At 42.6% G+C, this 18,356-nt stretch carries 12 protein-coding genes; 8 read left to right on the top strand and 4 right to left on the bottom strand.

The features are described 5' to 3' along the window. Nucleotides 1-15 precede the first annotated feature (15 nt). The 4 genes from SD427_RS12860 to SD427_RS12845 all read right to left on the bottom strand — a co-directional run bounded on the left by SD427_RS12860 (nucleotide 16) and on the right by SD427_RS12845 (nucleotide 7,381). Nucleotides 16-1,431, bottom strand: a complete 1,416-nt coding sequence (locus SD427_RS12860; protein WP_320558207.1) for a pectate lyase — start codon at nucleotides 1,429-1,431, stop codon at nucleotides 16-18. A 43-nt stretch (nucleotides 1,432-1,474) separates the two neighbouring features. After that, a complete protein-coding gene (locus SD427_RS12855; protein ID WP_320558206.1) occupies nucleotides 1,475-2,497 on the bottom strand; it encodes a pectinesterase family protein in 1,023 nt (340 codons plus the stop codon). Nucleotides 2,498-2,588: 91 nt separating this feature from the next. Beyond that, nucleotides 2,589-4,412: a RagB/SusD family nutrient uptake outer membrane protein gene (locus tag SD427_RS12850; protein ID WP_320558205.1), complete on the bottom strand. Its 1,824-nt coding sequence runs from the start codon at nucleotides 4,410-4,412 to the stop codon at nucleotides 2,589-2,591. A 17-nt stretch (nucleotides 4,413-4,429) separates the two neighbouring features. Next, on the bottom strand, nucleotides 4,430-7,381 hold the full coding sequence (locus SD427_RS12845) for a TonB-dependent receptor (RefSeq protein WP_320558204.1): 2,952 nt from the start codon (nucleotides 7,379-7,381) through the stop codon (nucleotides 4,430-4,432). A 937-nt stretch (nucleotides 7,382-8,318) separates the two neighbouring features. On the opposite strand from SD427_RS12845, the gene kduI reads away from it, so the two are divergent. The 8 genes from kduI to SD427_RS12805 all read left to right on the top strand — a co-directional run bounded on the left by kduI (nucleotide 8,319) and on the right by SD427_RS12805 (nucleotide 18,197). Beyond that, entirely contained in the window at nucleotides 8,319-9,155 is an 837-nt protein-coding gene (gene kduI / locus SD427_RS12840) for a 5-dehydro-4-deoxy-D-glucuronate isomerase (protein ID WP_320558203.1), read from the top strand. Nucleotides 9,156-9,163: 8 nt separating this feature from the next. Further along, nucleotides 9,164-9,946, top strand: coding sequence for a gluconate 5-dehydrogenase (locus SD427_RS12835; RefSeq protein ID WP_320558202.1), 783 nt, complete (start codon nucleotides 9,164-9,166; stop codon nucleotides 9,944-9,946). 18 nt (nucleotides 9,947-9,964) lie between these two features. Beyond that, the gene (gene uxaC, locus SD427_RS12830; RefSeq protein ID WP_320558201.1) at nucleotides 9,965-11,362 is read left to right on the top strand and encodes a glucuronate isomerase; all 1,398 of its coding nucleotides are present in this window, start codon (nucleotides 9,965-9,967) and stop codon (nucleotides 11,360-11,362) included. Between the two features lie 185 nt (nucleotides 11,363-11,547). Further along, nucleotides 11,548-12,555: a sugar kinase gene (locus SD427_RS12825; protein ID WP_320558200.1), complete on the top strand. Its 1,008-nt coding sequence runs from the start codon at nucleotides 11,548-11,550 to the stop codon at nucleotides 12,553-12,555. A gap of 241 nt (nucleotides 12,556-12,796) precedes the next feature. Then, nucleotides 12,797-13,456 (top strand): bifunctional 4-hydroxy-2-oxoglutarate aldolase/2-dehydro-3-deoxy-phosphogluconate aldolase, encoded by a 660-nt coding sequence (locus tag SD427_RS12820; protein WP_320558199.1) that lies wholly within the window; start codon nucleotides 12,797-12,799, stop codon nucleotides 13,454-13,456. A gap of 26 nt (nucleotides 13,457-13,482) precedes the next feature. Continuing rightward, a complete protein-coding gene (locus SD427_RS12815) occupies nucleotides 13,483-15,012 on the top strand; it encodes an MFS transporter (protein WP_320558198.1) in 1,530 nt (509 codons plus the stop codon). A gap of 95 nt (nucleotides 15,013-15,107) precedes the next feature. Then, a complete protein-coding gene (locus SD427_RS12810) occupies nucleotides 15,108-16,571 on the top strand; it encodes a tagaturonate reductase (protein WP_320558197.1) in 1,464 nt (487 codons plus the stop codon). Between the two features lie 6 nt (nucleotides 16,572-16,577). After that, entirely contained in the window at nucleotides 16,578-18,197 is a 1,620-nt protein-coding gene (locus SD427_RS12805; protein ID WP_320561044.1) for an altronate dehydratase family protein, read from the top strand. Nucleotides 18,198-18,356: the final 159 nt, after the last annotated feature.

The following is an 18,356-nucleotide window of genomic DNA, read 5'->3' as shown; positions in this document are numbered from 1 at the left end:
AAATTTCCATGGTTATCAGAATTGTCTTTCGGTTATTTTTTTAACAATATCATTAAAATAAACTTCAATATTATCGTAATTTTTATCTAAATCCCGTCCGTTGGCATCAGCAGTTTGCGGGTTTAATTTATTTTTGATCTCCCATTCATCAGGCATTCCATCGTTGTCTGAATCGGGTAGTGGCCTTCCTGGATCCAATACCGGAAATCCGCCGGCGTCATTTTGTGAATCAATAATCCCATGGGTGCTTCCTTTTGACCCTCTGTACGTAGAGGTCCCGTTTTTTATATCTTTCAACACGTGTTCATCAACAGCATCCCTTACCAGACTGGCGCCTGCGATCTGTAAGATTTTCCCGTACGCTTCTTTTGCCGGCTGTGTTTTTACATTATCCCGAATATCGTGGGGCCGGTTGATTTTTATGGAATTTTTATCCTGATCCGTCAGGTTGTACGAAGACTTCATCTGCGCAAAAACACCTTCCGTCCAGTTGTCTTCCGTTACTTGCGGATTTCCTTCCACCACATTTCCATCAATATAATATTTACCCCAGATATTGTAGACTTCGGCTTCAGGTTTTTCGTTTTTATCGATGGCTACAATGCGTTGTCTGGTCATTGTTGCCGGTCCGGGTTTGTAGTAATTGTTGATGATATTCACATTCATCCCTTCGCCGCCGTAGATGTTATTGTGTCCCCAATTGTAAATGACATTATTCCTGAAATCGGTAAGATCGGTCAGTGCAAATTTACTTCCTGCATATTCTCCCAGCCTCGGATTCCTGCTGTCGTGATGGGCATAGATATTATGATGAAAAGTGGCAGATTTTCCGCCTGCAATTCCTCCGTATCCGTGAGCCCCTTTCTGGTGAACGGAATTTCTCAGGCTTTCTGCAATAATGCACCACTGAAGGGTTGTATTCTCATTCACATACATGGAAACGGTTTCGTCTGTAGACCAGCTCATCGAACAATGATCAACGATCAGGTTTTTTACAAACCGGGCTCCGAAAGCATCGCCTTCAAACTTTTTCTGATCGCCCATCCGGAACCGCATGTAACGTATAACCACATTGTCTGCGGCGACAAAAGTTTCGTAGTTGGCAACGGTAATTCCGTCCCCGTAAGCCGTCTGCCCGGCAATGGTGACATCGCCTTCCTTTATTTTTAACGGAGATTCCAGATAAATAGTGCCTCCGGTTTTAAAAACAATATACCTCGGGCCCTTCTGGTCCAAAGCATATCTTAAAGTACCCTGTGAACCGTCGTCTGCCAGTTTATTAACAATATATATCTTTCCGCCGCGTCCGCCTGTTGTATATCTTCCAAAGCCTTCTGCGCCGGGAAAACTCAGGACTTTCTGAGCTTCAGTAAAAGCCGGGCTTCCGCATAAAATGCCTGCCGTTATTATTTTTGTGAAGTGCTTTTTCATATTCGTACCTGAAAAATTTCTTTGGCGTTGAGGCTTTGATTGTCTATTTTAAACTTTTTTTAATGTTCCAGTTGTCTTTTCCTTTAAGAATATTGTCTGCTGTATATTTTTTTCTTTCTTCTTTGGTTAATTGATGTGACCAGGAAACTCTTTTTGAAGTATGGGCTCCGGCTCCTTTGGAATTGAATTCTGCATAGAAAGCTGTCTTTTCCGCATCGGGCTTGTTCCAGTTGTGCCAGCCCTCAGGCTTTATGACTGAACCGATTTCACAGTCAAGATACACTGTTTTGGCAAAAGGCCTCCAGGGTCTCCCCAGGTAAACGGAATTTTCTTTTGCATTGCCGGTGATTTTAGAATGGATGAACACCAATCCGAATTCGTTTTCCTGTGGCGTGGAAGCGGCCGTAACGTAGCTTGCCGTTTCCTTGGAAAAAATGGTACAGTTTTCAAAAACGGCCGTTCCGGCCCCGAAAATATAATCGGTTGTGCCTTCGATGTAGCAATTCTTAAAATAATTCCTTGAAGGCTTTGTTTTATCCGGCGAATCCTGGACACCTTTTAAATATAAAGTATCCTGATTTCCCAGGAACCTGCAGTTTTCAAAAGCAATCCTGTCGCCTGAAGTCAGCACCGCAACGGCCTGTCCGACCCTTCCCGAACTGTTTTCAAATGAAATGTTTTTTGCCGTAAAGTTATCTGAATAAATAAAAATTGTCGCTGAATTTGTTGTTCCGATATCTTTACCCTCTGCATTCTTTTTGGAAGCAAAATCATCATAAGTGATGATGGTATTTTCAGGATTTTCCCCTTCCAGGAGAATAGCTCCTTTTGTTTCAGGAATGATGATCTTTTCTTTATAAACCCCTGTTTTAACAAAAATTTTCGTTCTTGAAGAAGAACCGTTTTCAACGGCATCAATGGCCTGTTGTACTGTGGTGAAGTTGCCTTTCCCGTCTTTCGAAACCACGATTGATTTCTCATTGGTTTTGAAAGAAAGAAGGCTGATAAGTACGATTGAAAAAGCTGAAAAAGCTGTAAAATTTTTAATAAAACCGGAAGCTTTCATTGAAAGATTTTTTAGTTAAAATACAGACTTATCCTTTTTAACGAGGAAAAGCCTGTATTTTCTTGAAATAAATATGAATGTGAAATTTTATCTAGTAACCGTAATCCTGCGTAAGATTGTAGTTGGAGTTAATAACGTCTAAAGCAAGCGGAAGCAGTTCTTTCCTGTTGGGCTGGAAATAATATGCATAGCTTTTTACGGGATCTCCACTGATGTAGGGCTGTGTCATTGCCAGTCTCCAGTTTACTTTCGTATATCCGGACGGTGTTGCCACACTTTGGTTCGGGCTGTAGAAAATATCTGCTTTTGCAACTCCGGTTGCAGTATAGAAATCTATATCCGTAATGTTTTGCTGTGCTGTTTTAGTAGGGGTATATACTACTTTTTTATAGAAAATATATTCCGGAACGTTTGCATAAGCACCGGTACCATTCATGAACTGGGTAAGCTTGGTTCTTGTCTCGTTAATTTTGGTTTCCAGTAAATTCCAGCGGATCAGGTCATATTTCCTGAGGCCTTCTCCTCCGAATTCCAGTTGTCTTTCTTTTACAATATAGTTAAAGAATCCGGTTTTATCCGTGGGGATGGTTCCTACCTGGCCCAGGTTTCCAGCATATGCCCTCTGTCTTACGGATAACACGGCATTGACTGCCTGTGCAGATGGTGCACTGTTCAATTCGTTATCGGCTTCGGCAAACATCAAAAGGATATCGGAATATCTTAGCAACGGCCAGTCGATTCCAAGGTTTTGGGAAGTCCCGGTAATCGATGTCCAGGATTTTCTGAATTTCCCGTCATTCCAGTTGATGGAGGTCTGGAGTTCTTCCTGTTTTGTGGTGCTTACCCTGAAGATGGCAACATTTACGTCTCTTCTCAGGTCATATTTGGTAAACTCGTAGAAATATACGGGAATGGCACTGATTCCGCCGGAAGATTTCCAGTCGGTATCATCATGTCTCAATCCGTTGTAATACCCGATTTTACTGTCTGTCCTTGAGTTTCCTCCGAATGCTCCGACGGCGTAGATCACTTCATTGGCTGCATCCTGGGTATTGGTGTGCAGGGATCTGAATAAGCCTTCATAGCTCGGGTTCAGCTGGTGCTGCCCGGAAGTCATGATGTCTTTGCACTCATCGTAGGCGATCTGATAATATTTCTGAGGATTAGAGCCTTTCAGCATCTGCTGCGGGTTCCTTCTTAAGGAATATCCTGCTCTTGCCAAGGCGATCCTTGCCCTCAAACCTTTTACGGCACCTTTTGAGATCCTCTGCGCTGTTGTTCCTCCTTCAGACCTCCATGGCACAAGGCCTTCAGCTTTTAATAAATCATCAAGGATTTTATCATAGATCACATCCCGGTCCGTTTTCGGAAGGTAAAAATCGGCAAGGTCTGCGGACGGCACATCCTGAAACGGAACATCACCCCAGTTTTTGATCAGGTCATAATAGAACTGGGCTCTTAAAGTTAAAGCTTCACCCAGGTATCTGTTCATTAATACCTTATCTGCTGCCGAACCCGTCTGCATCACCTGTGAAAGCGGGATGTTTTTAATAACAAGGTTTGCCCTTTCAATCCCCGCATAGGTATCCAGGAAAGGCCGTATAAGTTCTGTATTGGTCGGTATCGCGCCGAAGCAGCTGATTCCTCTTCTGTCATTGGCATTATAATCCCCTGAAGTCCTGAAGTCGTCCCCGGACTGGGTAAGGATCAGGTTCATTCTCTGCCCGTAGGTATTGTCGCCCATCGTGGCATTATAAACGCCCACCAATGCTGAAAATGTATCAGAGGCAGAATCGAATTGCTGTTGTTCAGCGGTATTGGATAAGCTTTCTACATCCAGATATTCTTCACATGAATTTAAAGATACCAGACCGATAACGGAAAATAGAATAGCTAAAAATTTATTTTTCTTCATAATAGTAGAGTAGTAGGTTAAAAGGTTATATCAACGCCGGATAAGATAAACCTGCTGCGTGGGTAAGCAGCATAATCTACACCCGGTGTCAGAGGATTCCTTCTGGTATTCGCCTCAGGGTCATACCCGGAATATCCTGTTACTGTAAATACATTGTTCATGGTAAAGTACAGCCTGAAATTTGAAAGGCCTAACTGCTTGGTAAAATCTTTCCCTAAAGAATATCCTAACGTAATGTTGTTTAATCTCAGGAAAGAACCGTCCTCAATTGCATAGGAATGCAGGAAATAGGCACCGGCAGGAGGAGTCCATCCTGTAGTGTTGGCATTCAATGCAGCCAGTGCAGTCGGGTCATTTACCTTTTCCCCGGCATCATTAAACCATTTCCATCGGTCGGCCACTTCGGCCAGCATATTGTTGTCCCGGTATAAATACTGTGTGGAGTATTCGATCTTGTTGGCGTTGTATACTTTATTCCCGATCGAGAAATTGAAGAGCATGCTCATATCCCAGTTTTTATAACGGAAAGTCTGGCTGAAACCCCCGTAGGCTTTAGGCTGAGCACTTCCCAGGTCCGTCATGTCATTGTTATCAATAACTCCGTCACCGTTCAGGTCCTGAAGCTTAAGATCCCCCGGCTGTATCGGTTTTGCTCCGTTGGCAGCAGCTGATGCATTCGGTACACCGGATTTCAGTGTGTAGACCTGCGTTGTTGCATTATAGTCAAAATCACTGATTTCATATCTTCCGGCTGTTACATAGCCCCAGTAGGTACCAACCGGCTTGCCCACCTGTACCAGGAAGTCATTTAAATTATTCTGCCAGCCTGAAGGGTATAAATAAAAGTTGGCACTTGCAGATCCGCTGGCTCCTAAACTTTTAATGATGTTTCTGTTTGAGGATATATTCGCATCCATCTTCCAGTTAAAGTTCTCTTTATTGATGATGGTGCCTCCCACAGAGAATTCAATCCCTTTATTGGTGGTGCTTCCTGAATTTTGAAACTGGTATTCATAACCCGTAGTCTGAGGGATTTTTGCCAAAAGCAACAAGTCATTGGTGTCTGTCTGGTAAAAATCAAGCGTACCGTACAGTCTGCTTTTGAAAAATCCAAAATCCAATCCGATATTTTTAGAAGCAGCCGATTCCCATTTTACACCGGTGTTGGACATGGTATTCCCTGTTGTTGCGCCCGGTGTCACATTAGTCCCGAATGCATAGCCGTAGTCAGATGACGTGGTATAGAATGTATTGTACAGGAAAGCCTGGATCCTGTTGTTCCCGGATAAACCGTATCCTGCACGCAGCTTAAGGTCACTGACTGTTTTGCTGTCTTTTAAGAAATTTTCTTCGCCGATTTTCCATGCTACGGAAGCGGCAGGGAAATAGCCCCATCTGTTTCCGGGCCCGAATACACTGGATCCGTCTGCTCTCATGGATGCCGTTACGATATATTTGTTTTTAAAAATATAGTTGGCCCTCCCGAAGAATGATACCAAACGGTCAGGTAAAACATTGGTTCGCGGAGCATCCTGAACCAGTCCTGAAGGAGCGGTAACCGACTGGATATTGGCAAATGCTTCCTGGGCAGTGATTGATTTCGGAAGCCATTTTACGGTCATTGTTAAGCTTTCGGCATCTGTTTTCACCGTTTCCTGTCCTGCCAGTAAATCTAATTTATGGTTGCCTAATGTTTTTCTGAAATTTAAGGTATTGGTATTGGTAATTCTTCTGGACTGGGTCTTGCTCATGAAAACCACAGGCTGGTCATTGTTCTGCCTCGCAAGGCTGGTGATCGTCCCGGAAAACTGATTGATTTCTTCATCCCTCTGTACATACCCGATCACACTTCTGAAGGTAAAATCTTTACTGATTTTATATTCCAGGATTCCGTTAAGAAGCAAGTCATTTCTGCCGTTTTCCCGAACTTCGTTATTCGCCAGAAGAACCGGGTTTACAAGATTGGTCTCATTGGCAAACAAAGGATCGAAATCATCAACATTTACATTGGAACCTCCTTCAAACGGCTGGTACCTTACGGCATTTCTCAGCCTGTTGTTACTCTGCGAACCGGTGGAAGAGGTTCCTGCTCCGAAAATAGTCTGCCTGCTGTATCTGGCATTCAAAGTCATGCTTACTTTCTTGGAAAGATCATAATCATATTTGAAGTTGGCCATATTTCTTTTGAATCCCGAACCGATCATGATCCCGTCTTCCTGTACATTGTTCAATGACAATGAGAAAGACGAATTATCAGATCCTCCGGTAATGGAGATATTGTGGGTAAAGTTGAAAGCCTCCCTCCCGAAAACTTCATCCTGCCAGTCTCTTTTCTTGATGTCCTTGTATTTTGATGCCAGCTGATCATATGTGCCGTATCTTGCAACAAAAGCGTCCTTGTCAGTCTGTATGCCTCCTTTATTATACACTTCGTACTGATACAGCACAAATTGATAAGGGTCTAAAACATCAATCGTATTCTGAATTTTTCTTACCCCTAAAAATCCATTATAATTAATGGAGGTCTTAGCTCTTCTACGGCCTCCCTTTGTGGTGATCAGCACCACGCCGTTGGCACCTCTCGCGCCGAAAATACTGGTAGAAGAAGCGTCTTTCAGAACCTCGATGGATTCGATTTCCTTTGGTGAAAGAATGGTCAGGGCATTATCCATCTGAACGCCGTCTACGATGTAAAGCGGTGCGTTGCTCCCCGTAATAGAGTTGCCTCCCCGGATAACGATATCCACGTCTGCGCCCGGCGCACCTTCGCTTAATGCCACTCTTACCCCGGCCATTCTTCCCTGGATGGCTTCGGCGGCATTGGTAGAGGGCATATCCTTAATGGCCTCTGCTTTTACAGAAGAAACGGCATTGGTGACATCTTTTTTAGAAACCTTCGTGTAGCCGACCAGAACCACTTCGTCAATTTGGGTTTCCTTATCCTTCTTTGTCCCTTTTTCTTGAGCCATAGCAAGGACAGGAAGTAGAAAAACGGTTAAATATAACCATTTTATTGAATGTACTTTTTTATCCATTTAAGTATCCTTATAGTTTTAATTTTTTGGTTGAAGATTTTTTCAATCTCTTTTTTTGTGGATTTTTTAAGTATGCTGCTTTTTAGTGGTATCTATTTTCAGGAAAATAATCACGCATGGAGTGCAATCGATTGCGTAAAGTTTCACAGTAAATATTATGCCTCCTAAACTAATATTATTTTCCAATACGCAAAGAAAAAAATGTTATTTTTTCATTAAATAATTTTTTCCTGTTAATAAATAGTAAACGGTGTAATATCAGATATGGGTATTAAAGTATTGATTATTAATGCTTTTTGAATTAAAACTTAGTAAAATATTTAATGATAAATATGATATGAAAATAAATCAATTCACTTTTGCAATGTTAAAAATTACTTAAAATTATCTAATTTTCGACTCTGAAAATGTCCCGAAATTAACATTCAGCCAGACGTATTTTACATTTTTCCTGATTTTTATCATCTTTTCCTGAATATTATTTTCAGGATTGTTTCATTGGTAAATTTATTGTATTTTGTGGATGATATAATGATATAAATAATAAGATCATTGTTAAATCAATATTACGCAATTCCTTTAATCTGCTATGCTGATTTTAAAACTGCACATGGAGCAGACATGGATTTCGGTAAAAAAAAGAAATATTTTCAAAGCATATTTTCACCCGATTTCTATGGGTATTAAATTTTAATCAGTTGTATTTTAGATTTTTATAAATTAAAATTAAATTTTTGTTAACAGGTTAAATATTAATTATATATTTATCCCATAAGTATTTCTGCTCAATTTGGTGTAATTTTATGCAATCGATTACGCAATGTTTAACAGGTTTTGATAAAACCGCAAATAAAGAAAAGTAAAAAGAAGTATGACAAATTCGGAATTTCGTTACGCCCATCATCCTGAAGATGTTAAGAAGTATACTACAGAAGATCTCAGAAGGGAGTTCCTGATCAATGATTTATTTAATGAAGATACAATAAAGCTGGTTTATTCCATGTATGACCGGCTGATTGTTGGCGGTATCATGCCTTCCTCAAAAGCTTTAAAGCTGGAACCGACCGATGATCTGAAAGCAGAACATTTCCTGGACAGGAGAGAACTTGGCATTATCAACGTCGGCGGTGCCGGAAAAGTAACCGTAGACAGCCAAATATACGAGCTGGGAAATAAAGAAGCTCTGTACATCGGTAAAGGAGCAAAAGAAGTGGTTTTTGAAAAAACAGGCGGGGAACAGCCTTACTTTTACATCAACTCCGCACCCGCACATCATACGTATCCTACAAAAAAGATCACCAAAAACGAAGCTGAAATTGTAGAGCTGGGTGATGAAAAATATGCCAACCGGCGTGTAATCAATAAACTTATTGTCAACAGTGTACTGGAAACCTGCCAGCTTCAGATGGGAATGACGGAACTTCAGCCGGGAAGCATCTGGAACACGATGCCCGCGCACACCCATGCCAGAAGAATGGAAGCCTATTTCTATTTCGATCTTGAAGAAGGGCAGACGGTAAGCCATTTCATGGGCCAGCCGGATGAAACACGCCATATTTTTATGAGCAACAGGCAGGCGGTACTGTCTCCGGAATGGTCAATCCACTCAGGAGCCGGAACCTCAAACTATACCTTTATCTGGGGAATGGCCGGAGAAAATATGGATTATGGCGATATGGACGGTGTTAAAACCAATGAACTAAAGTAACTTTCCCAATGAATTTATTTGATTTATCCGGCAGAACAGCCGTTGTAACAGGCGGTACCCACGGTTTGGGAATGGCTATGGCAGAAGGCCTTGCCGCAGCAGGCGCAGAACTGGCCATTACAAGTACAACCCCCTCAAAATTAGAAGCGGCACTGGAGTATTACCGGAGCAAAGGATACAGTGCAACAGGCTATCTCTTTGATGTGACAGACGAGCTGGAAGCCATTCAGAAAGTAGCGCTGATGGAAGCCACACACGGCAAAATAGACATTCTGGTCAACAATGCAGGAATCATCAAACGTATTCCGGCTATTGATATGGAAGTGGAAGACTTCAGAAAAGTAATTGATGTAGACCTTACCGGTCCCTTCATCATGTCCAAGCTGGTCGGCAAACACATGATCAAAAGAAGATCCGGAAAAATCATCAACATCTGCTCCATGATGAGCGAGCTGGGCCGTGACAATGTAGTGGCGTATGCTTCTGCAAAAGGAGGCCTTAAAATGCTGACCAAGAACCTGGCAACGGAATGGGCAAAACACAACATCCAGGTGAACGGGATCGGTCCCGGGTATTTTGCCACTTCCCAGACGGAACCCATCCGTGTAGACGGGCATCCGTTTAATGATTTTATCATCAGCAGGACACCGGAAGGAAGATGGGGGAACCCTGAAGACCTTGCCGGAACCGCCGTTTTCTTAGCTTCCGATGCCAGTAAGTTCATTAACGGGCAGATTATTTACGTTGACGGAGGAATCCTGGCCACCATCGGAAAACCGGCTAATGAATAACCACAGAACCAGAAAAGAATGAAACCTTTTATAACAGATCAATTTTTATTACAGAATAAATATGCTGAAGAACTCTACTTCAGCTACGCAGAAAAGCAGCCGATTATCGATTACCATAATCACCTGATTCCTAAAGATATTGCAGAAGATACCGTTTTCGAAAATATCTCCAAGGTCTGGATTGCCGGCGACCATTACAAGTGGAGGGCCATGCGTACGATGGGCGTGAACGAAAAGTTCATTACCGGGGATGCTTCAGACAAAGAAAAATTCCAGGCCTGGGCCGGAACGGTTCCCCATACCCTCAGAAATCCCTTATATCACTGGACCCATCTGGAACTGAAAAGATATTTCGGGATTGATGAATTGCTGAATGCAGATAATGCTTCGGAAATCTATGAAAACATCACCGCACAGCTCCAGACTCCGGAAAAATCAACCAGAGGTTTGCTGAAAATGATGAATGTAGAATCTTTATGTACCACGGAAGATCCTACTGATATTTTAAATTACCACCAGGACCTGGCAAAAAGTGATTTCGATATTAAAGTAAGCACGGCGTTCCGTCCGGATAAAGCGATCCTGATTGAAAACCACAACTTCACAGATTATATTTCCAAATTAGGCGAATCGGCCGGAATTGAGATTAATTCTTATCAGGCTTTGTGTGATGCTTTACTTAAAAGGATTGAATATTTCCACGAAAACGGATGCCGGCTTTGTGACCACGGTCTGAACAACATTTCTTTTGAAGAAGCTTCGCAAACAGAGGTTAATACCATTTTCACGGATAAATTATCAGGGAAAGCAATCGCTGAAAAGCAGGTAAACCAGTTCAAAACAGCAATTTTATTATTCTTGGGAGAAATCTACCATACTTTTGGCTGGGTGCAGCAGTTCCACCTGGGAGCATTGAGAAACAACAACGAAAGGATGCACAGAATTTTAGGCCCGGATACCGGATGGGATTCTATCGGTGATTTCGTGCAGGCTGAAACGCTGTCTCAATTATTGAATGCCTTAGACGGAAAAGATAAACTGACCAAAACAATCCTATATAATTTAAATCCTGCCGACAATGAAATTTTCGCTACGATGATCGGGAATTTCAATGACGGCAGCATCAGAGGGAAAGTGCAGTTCGGTTCAGGATGGTGGTTCCTGGATCAGAAAGACGGGATGATCAGGCAGATGAATGCCCTTTCCAACATGGGCCTTATCAGCTGCTTCGTAGGCATGTTGACGGATTCCAGAAGCTTTCTTTCTTATCCAAGGCATGAATACTTCAGAAGGGTGCTGTGTAACCTTTTCGGGGAAGAAATGAAAAACGGAGAACTGCCGGATGATATGGAACTGATCGGGAAAACCATTTCCGACATCTGTTACCACAATGCTAAAAATTATTTCGATTTTTAAATTCCGGATTAAATAAAAACAATAATTTACCTATCTGCAATTTTTTCTAAACCTGAAAATGTTTTTGAGCATAGCTAAATAAAAAATCTTTGCAAACTTAAAGACAGTCAGTGGTTAAAAAAACTAGCGCTCTTTGCGTTTGAATAACAGCAGATATTAAACAATAAAAGGGTATCTATTAAAATATGTCTAGCAAAATACTTACTTTCGGCGAAGTCATCATGAGGCTTTCACCACCGGGAAACCGGATCATGAAGCAGAGCCACGAAATGGAATTCTTTTTTGGCGGTACAGAGCTGAACGTTGCTTCTTCACTGGCCACCATGGGCTGCGAAGTAAAGCATGTAAGTGCTGTTTCAGATGATTTCGTAGGAGAATCGGCGCTTTCTTTTGTGAAGAGCTTTGGTATTGATACCGCTTTCATCAGTAAGAATGAACATCCTTTAGGGCTGTATTTCCTGGAAGTCGGTTCCTCAGTACGGGCCAGCAGAATTGCATACAACAGGCTGAACGGTTCTTTCGCCAATATCAGACCTGAACAGGTAGACTGGAAAAAAGCGCTGGAAGGCTGCGGATATTTCCACTGGACAGGCATCAGCCCAGGAATTTCAGAAGGTGCCTATGAAACGCTGAAAAAAGGTTTATTGACTGCCCGTGAAATGGGCATTGAAGTGACTGCCGATCCTGCTTACCGCTCCAACCTCTGGAAATACGGAAAAAGCGGAAACGAAGTGTTAAAAGAGCTGGTTTCTTACTCAACGGTTTTTATCGGCGGAGTGAATGAGATCAATGAAATTTTAGGGACTCAGTTTACGTCAGACCAGCAAGGTTTCATGGAAGCTTGTGAAGAATTAAAAAAACAGTGTCCATCTATTCATAAAATTTTCGACAAAATAAGAATCGGCGTTACGGCAAGTTCCCAGCAGACGCAGGGACGGGCTTTGGTTGAAGGGAATTATTTTGAAACCGGACTTCTGGAAGTAAATCCTGTGGTCGACAGGATCGGGACAGGAGATGCTTTTGCAGCCGGTCTGATTTACGGGTTATTAAATTTCGGTGACGAAAAAGCATTGCATTTCGCCAATGCCGCCTGTGCCATTAAACACACCATTTTAGGCGATATCAATTACTGCAGCGCAGAAGATATCCTCGAAGTAATGGCCGGGAATTCCGGAGGACGCATCAAGAGGTAACCGGCGGGTGGGCTTGAGCGGTTGGCTTAAAAAGGTACCCAATACAGTAAATACTGTCTAAGTCTTGATGGTCTTTACTTTATAAGCAGAGCGGCTTTATGAACCTTTAAAACTCAGCAGAAAAAAAACTCAGCAGACTCTCCGCTCAAAAAGAACAAGATAAAAGCCCTGAAAAGGCAGCATACTAAAGGATGCATTTAATCCCATCAAAGATTATTTTCAAATAAAATAATTAAACAAAATGACAAAAATTCAATTAGTTACCAATACCATTATCAATCAGGGGGTCCTGCCTCTTTATTATAATGCAGATGAAACGGTAACTTTAGAGATACTGAAATCGCTTTACAGAGCAGGAATACGTGCGGTAGAATATACCAGCCGCGGAGAAGCTGCGTTGGGCAATTTCAAAAAAATGGTAGAAGTCCGCAATGCAGAAATGCCGGAAATGCTTTTAGGAATAGGAACCGTCAAAAATGTAAAACAAGCCGAAGAATATTACCAGGCAGGAGCGGATTTTTTTATCAGTCCGGGTTTTGTGGCGGAAGTGGCGGCATTTTTAATTCCGAAAGACTTTTTGTACAGCCCGGGTTGCATGACCCCGACAGAAATTATAGAAGCTGAAAATGCAGGCGTAACCTTTATTAAACTGTTTCCCGGAAATGTGTTGGGAACCGGATTTATGAGCGCCGTAAAAGATGTTTTCCCGAATCTGAAATTTATGCCGACCGGAGGTGTGGACACTACAAAAGAAAGTATTGAAAGCTGGTTCAAAGCCGGTGTTTCTGCCGTGGGAATGGGAAGCAAGCTGGTAAGTAAAGACCTGATGGCTGCCAAAGATTATGCAGCCATCGAAAATGAAACAAAGAAAGTACTGGATATCATTCAGGCTTTAAAATAATACATAACTAAATTCTTAAATTAACGATGAGTTCAGTTAAATCGCTTAAACCGACCCAATACAGATGGACTATTTGTTTACTGTTATTTCTTGCCACCACCATCAATTATCTGGATCGCCAGGTACTGTCATTAACGTGGAAAGACTTCATTGCACCCGAATTTCATTGGAATAACAATGATTACGGAAACATCACCGCACTATTTTCCATATTTTATGCAGTGGGGATGCTTTTCGCAGGAAAATTTGTAGACTGGATGGATACCAAAAAAGGTTTCCTGTGGGCCATCGGGGTTTGGTCTATCGGGGCCGTTTTACATGCATTCTGCGGAGTGGCAACCTCCGGGATCCTTACCGGAAACTGGATGGCAGGCTTTCACGGTTCAAAAGAATTAATTGCCACCGTTTCCAATACTTCTGCCATCATCAGCACAAGTGTTACCTTATTCATTTTTGCCCGTTTCGTACTGGCAATCGGCGAAGCAGGGAATTTCCCGGCAGCCATTAAAACTACGGCAGAATATTTCCCTAAAAAAGACCGGGCATTCTCTACCAGTATCTGGAATGCGGGAGCCACAGTAGGAGCTCTGGCAGCACCGATTACCATTCCGTTTATTGCCAAGTCAATGGGCTGGGAGTGGGCATTTATCATTATCGGAGCACTGGGATTTGTATGGATGGGCCTTTGGGTCTTTGTATACAAAAAACCCCATCTGCATAAAAGAGTCAACGAGCATGAACTGACCTACATTAATCAGGACCAGGATGATCTTCCCAATGAAGATACTTCCGTTCCGGAAAAAGTATTTACGTTCAGGGAATGTTTCAGCTACAGGCAGACCTGGGCTTTTGCTTTCGGGAAATTTATGACCGATGGAGTCTGGTGGTTTTTCTTATTCTGGACGCCGGCTTACCTGAGTTCGGTGTACGGGATGGATTCTACCCAAAGTGCATTGCCGTTATTCGTATTGTATATGATTACGCTGCTATCCATCATCGGAGGCTGGCTTCCAAAATATTTTGTGGAAAAATTAGGAATGAATGCGTATAACGGAAGGATGAAAGCCATGCTGATCTTTGCCTTTTTTCCTCTGTTAGCCCTTTTAGCACAACCTTTAGGAACAATCACTTACTGGCTTCCTGTTTTAATTATCGGGGTGGCAGGAGCAGCACACCAAGCATGGTCCGCCAATATTTTCTCAACCGTAGGCGATATGTTCCCTAAAAAAGCCATTGCAACCATTACGGGAATCGGAGGCATGGCAGGCGGAATCGGTTCATTTTTAATTAATAAATCTTCAGGATTGTTATTTGATCACGCGCATAAAGCATGGTCAACCGTTGACGGGGTTCCGTTGCTGGAAAAATACCCTCAATATGTCAATGACCGTTTGCCGGAAGGTTTTTTTGAACAGCTGAAAAAATCAGGAGCTGTAGTCTCGGACGGAATTGATAAAGGATACATGATCATTTTCTCAATCTGTGCCGTTGCTTACCTGATTGCATGGGTGGTGATGAAATCATTGGTGCCGAAATATAAAGTGATCAGTAAATAATGACGAGTTAAAAAATCTTTGCGGACTTTGCGTTTAACAGCATTCAGCATCAGGATTTCATCGGATTAAAAACACAATTTAATTCAAATTAAAAAATGGAAAATCAGACAAAACAACAGATCAACCGCCAGAACAGCGGATCAGACATAAAACTACCAATCAAAATCGTACAGTTCGGGGGAGGAAACTTCATGCGCGGATTTACGGATTATATAATCGATAAACTAAACAGGGAAGCAGGTTTCAATGCCGGGATTGTCAACGTTCAGCCGACTCCGAATGGTTCCGTTCATAAACTGGAAGAGCAGGACAATCTCTACACCCTTTTCACCCGTGGAATCAAAAAAGGAGAAACCATTGATGAAAAACAGGTGATTTCTGCGATTCAGAAGTCCATTAACCCCTATGCGGATTACGATGAATTCTTAGCCCTTGCAAAAGAAGAAGCCCTGGAATTTGTATTTTCAAACACCACGGAAACGGGGATTGCTTACGATGAAACGGAGACTTCCTACGAAGGCCCGCATAAAAATTTCCCTGCGAAAGTTACGGTTTTACTGCATGAAAGATTTAAGCATTTCAACGGCGCAGCAGACAAAGGACTAAGGATTATCCCTTGTGAACTGATTGAAAACAATGCATTTGTGCTGAGGGAGATCATCCTGAAATATGCACAGCTCTGGAATTTGGAAGAAGACTTTACGGAGTGGGTCAATCAGAATAATTATTTCCATAACACACTGGTTGACAGGATTGTTCCGGGGTATCCGAAAGATGACGCGGAATCATATGAAGACCAGCTGGATTACGAAGATAAAATGATGGTGGTTTCTGAGACTTTCCTGCTTTTTGTGATTCAGGAAGCCGGAAATCTGAAAGAAAGGATTCCTTTTAGTGAAATCAATGAACAGATCCTGGTGGTGGATGATATCCAGCCGTATCGCCTGAGAAAAGTTAGAATCCTGAATGGCGGCCATACTCTGATGCTGGCACCGGCCGTGCTGGCAGGAAAAGAAACCGTAAAAGAATCTGTTGACGACCCGTTTATCGGTACTTTTTTAAGCGATGCTGTTTTTAATGAAGTCAACCAGACATTAGGGTTGGATGAAGCTGAGCTGAAGGATTTTGCAGAAGAGGTCTTTGACCGTTTCAGGAATCCGTTCATCAAACATTACCAGGCAAGCATTGCTCTGTATTTTGTTTCCAAATTTAAAGTAAGGGTGCTTCCGAGTTTGTTGAAATATGTTGAAATGAATAATAAGCTTCCATTGAATTTAACGTTCTCTCTGGCAAGTTTAATCAGATTTTACCAGGGGAGTTTCGGTGATAAATCATTACCTTTAAATGACGAAGAGGCGATTGTAAACAGGTTCAGAGAAATCTGGGCGAACGAAGATTATAATACGGTTTCAGAACTGGCACTAAGCGAAAAACTGTTCTGGGACACAGACCTTGCTCAGGTGGAAGGCCTGAAAGATGCAGTTGCCAAAGCACTGTATGAAATCGACCATCATGACATGGAAACTGCCCACAGAAACTTTATCCAATTTTATTCTTAAGAAATGATGCAAAAGAAAGTACTGAAAGTGAATCCCAAAGACAACGTTATTGTGGCGCTGCTGGATTTGCCTGCCGGAGAATCGGTGCATTTGGACGGTACGGATTATACGGTTCTTAAAGATATTAAAGCAAAACATAAATTCGCTGCCGTAGATTTTGAGAATGGTGACCATATTCTGATGTATGGTGTTATCGTTGGGAAAGCCAACCAGCCCATCAAAAGAGGCGAGGTCATCACCACTGAAAATGTGAAGCACCAGAGCGCCAAAGTAGTCGGTAAAACCGGTACGCTGGGCTGGACTCCACCCAATGTTGATAAATGGAAAGACCGCATCTTTATGGGCTACCACCGTGAAGACGGACAGGTGGGAACCGAAAACATCTGGCTGTTTTTTCCTTTGGTATTCTGCGAAAACAAGAATATCGAAACGCTGAAGGATATTTTTGAAAAAGAATTGCTGCACGACAAAGCCAGCAAGCACCAACTGTTGCTGAGATCTTTGTTAAACGGCGGTGCAACAGCTGATATTGTGGTGGAAGAAGAGGAGCCTGATACAAGAATATTTAAAAATATCGATGTACGATTTATCACGCACCAGGGCGGCTGTGGCGGGATCCGTCAGGATGCCGAAGCTTTGGGAAGGCTGTTTGCAGGATACGTCAATAATCCGAATGTAGCTGGTGCTACGGTGCTCAGCCTAGGATGCCAGAATCTTCAGGTTCAGGTTTTCATGGATGCACTGAACACACTGGCTCCCAATAACAGAAAACCGATCGTGGTATACGAACAGCAGAAATCCGGAACGATTGATGCCATGCTGACCGGTGTAATTAAAGATTCATACGAAGGCATTAAAAAGGCCAACGAAATAGAAAGAACACCTGCACCGATCACCAAGCTGAATATTGGTTTGGAATGTGGCGGTTCAGACGGTTTCTCAGGAATTTCTGCCAACCCTGTTTTGGGTGAGGTTTCCGATATTATGGCAGCCGTAGGCGGAACCACCATGCTTGCCGAATTCCCTGAATTGTGCGGCGTGGAGCAGGAGTTGGTGAACCGCTGTATTAATGATGAAGACGGCGTAAAGTTCCTGAAGCTGATGAAGGATTTTGAAGAATCGGTAGTGGCGGCAGGGTCAGGCTTCGATATGAACCCATCCCCAGGAAATATCAAGGACGGTCTGATTACCGATGCCATGAAATCTGCAGGTGCCTCAAAAAAGGGAGGATCTGCACCCATTGTTGAAGTCCTTGATTTTACGGAATATGCCACCAAGCCCGGCCTCAATCTTCTTTGCACACCCGGAAACGATGCCGAATGTACAACGGCTTTAGTAGGTTCGGGGGCGACAGTTGTGCTTTTCACCACGGGTCTCGGAACCCCGATGGGAAATCCAATTTCACCGGTCGTAAAGATTTCTTCAAACACGGTTTTGGCCGAAAAAATGTCAGACATTATTGATTTCAATGCCGGTGCGGTCATCAGCGGAGAAAAAACAATTCCTGAAGCGGCAGACGAACTTCTGGAACTCATCATCAACGTAGCCAGCGGCGAAGTAAAAACCAAAGCGGACGTTCTTAACCAGAATGATTTCATTCCATGGAGACGAGGGGTCTCCCTGTAATGGGTTAATTATATTAAATATTAGGATTGAAAATGCTTCTTGCTTCGGTAAGGAGCGTTTTCTTTTATAGATAGCGCGGATTTGTAATTAGATAGCGTCGATGTAGCGGATTTGCAACCGTGCTTAGTATTGCATGTAACCATCAGCAACCCATAAAAA

This window comes from Chryseobacterium sp. JJR-5R (genome assembly GCF_034047335.1).
Classification (GTDB): Bacteria; Bacteroidota; Bacteroidia; order Flavobacteriales; family Weeksellaceae; genus Chryseobacterium.
The sequence above is the reverse complement of the archived record's forward strand: the minus strand, read 5'-3'. Positions and strand labels throughout refer to the sequence as shown.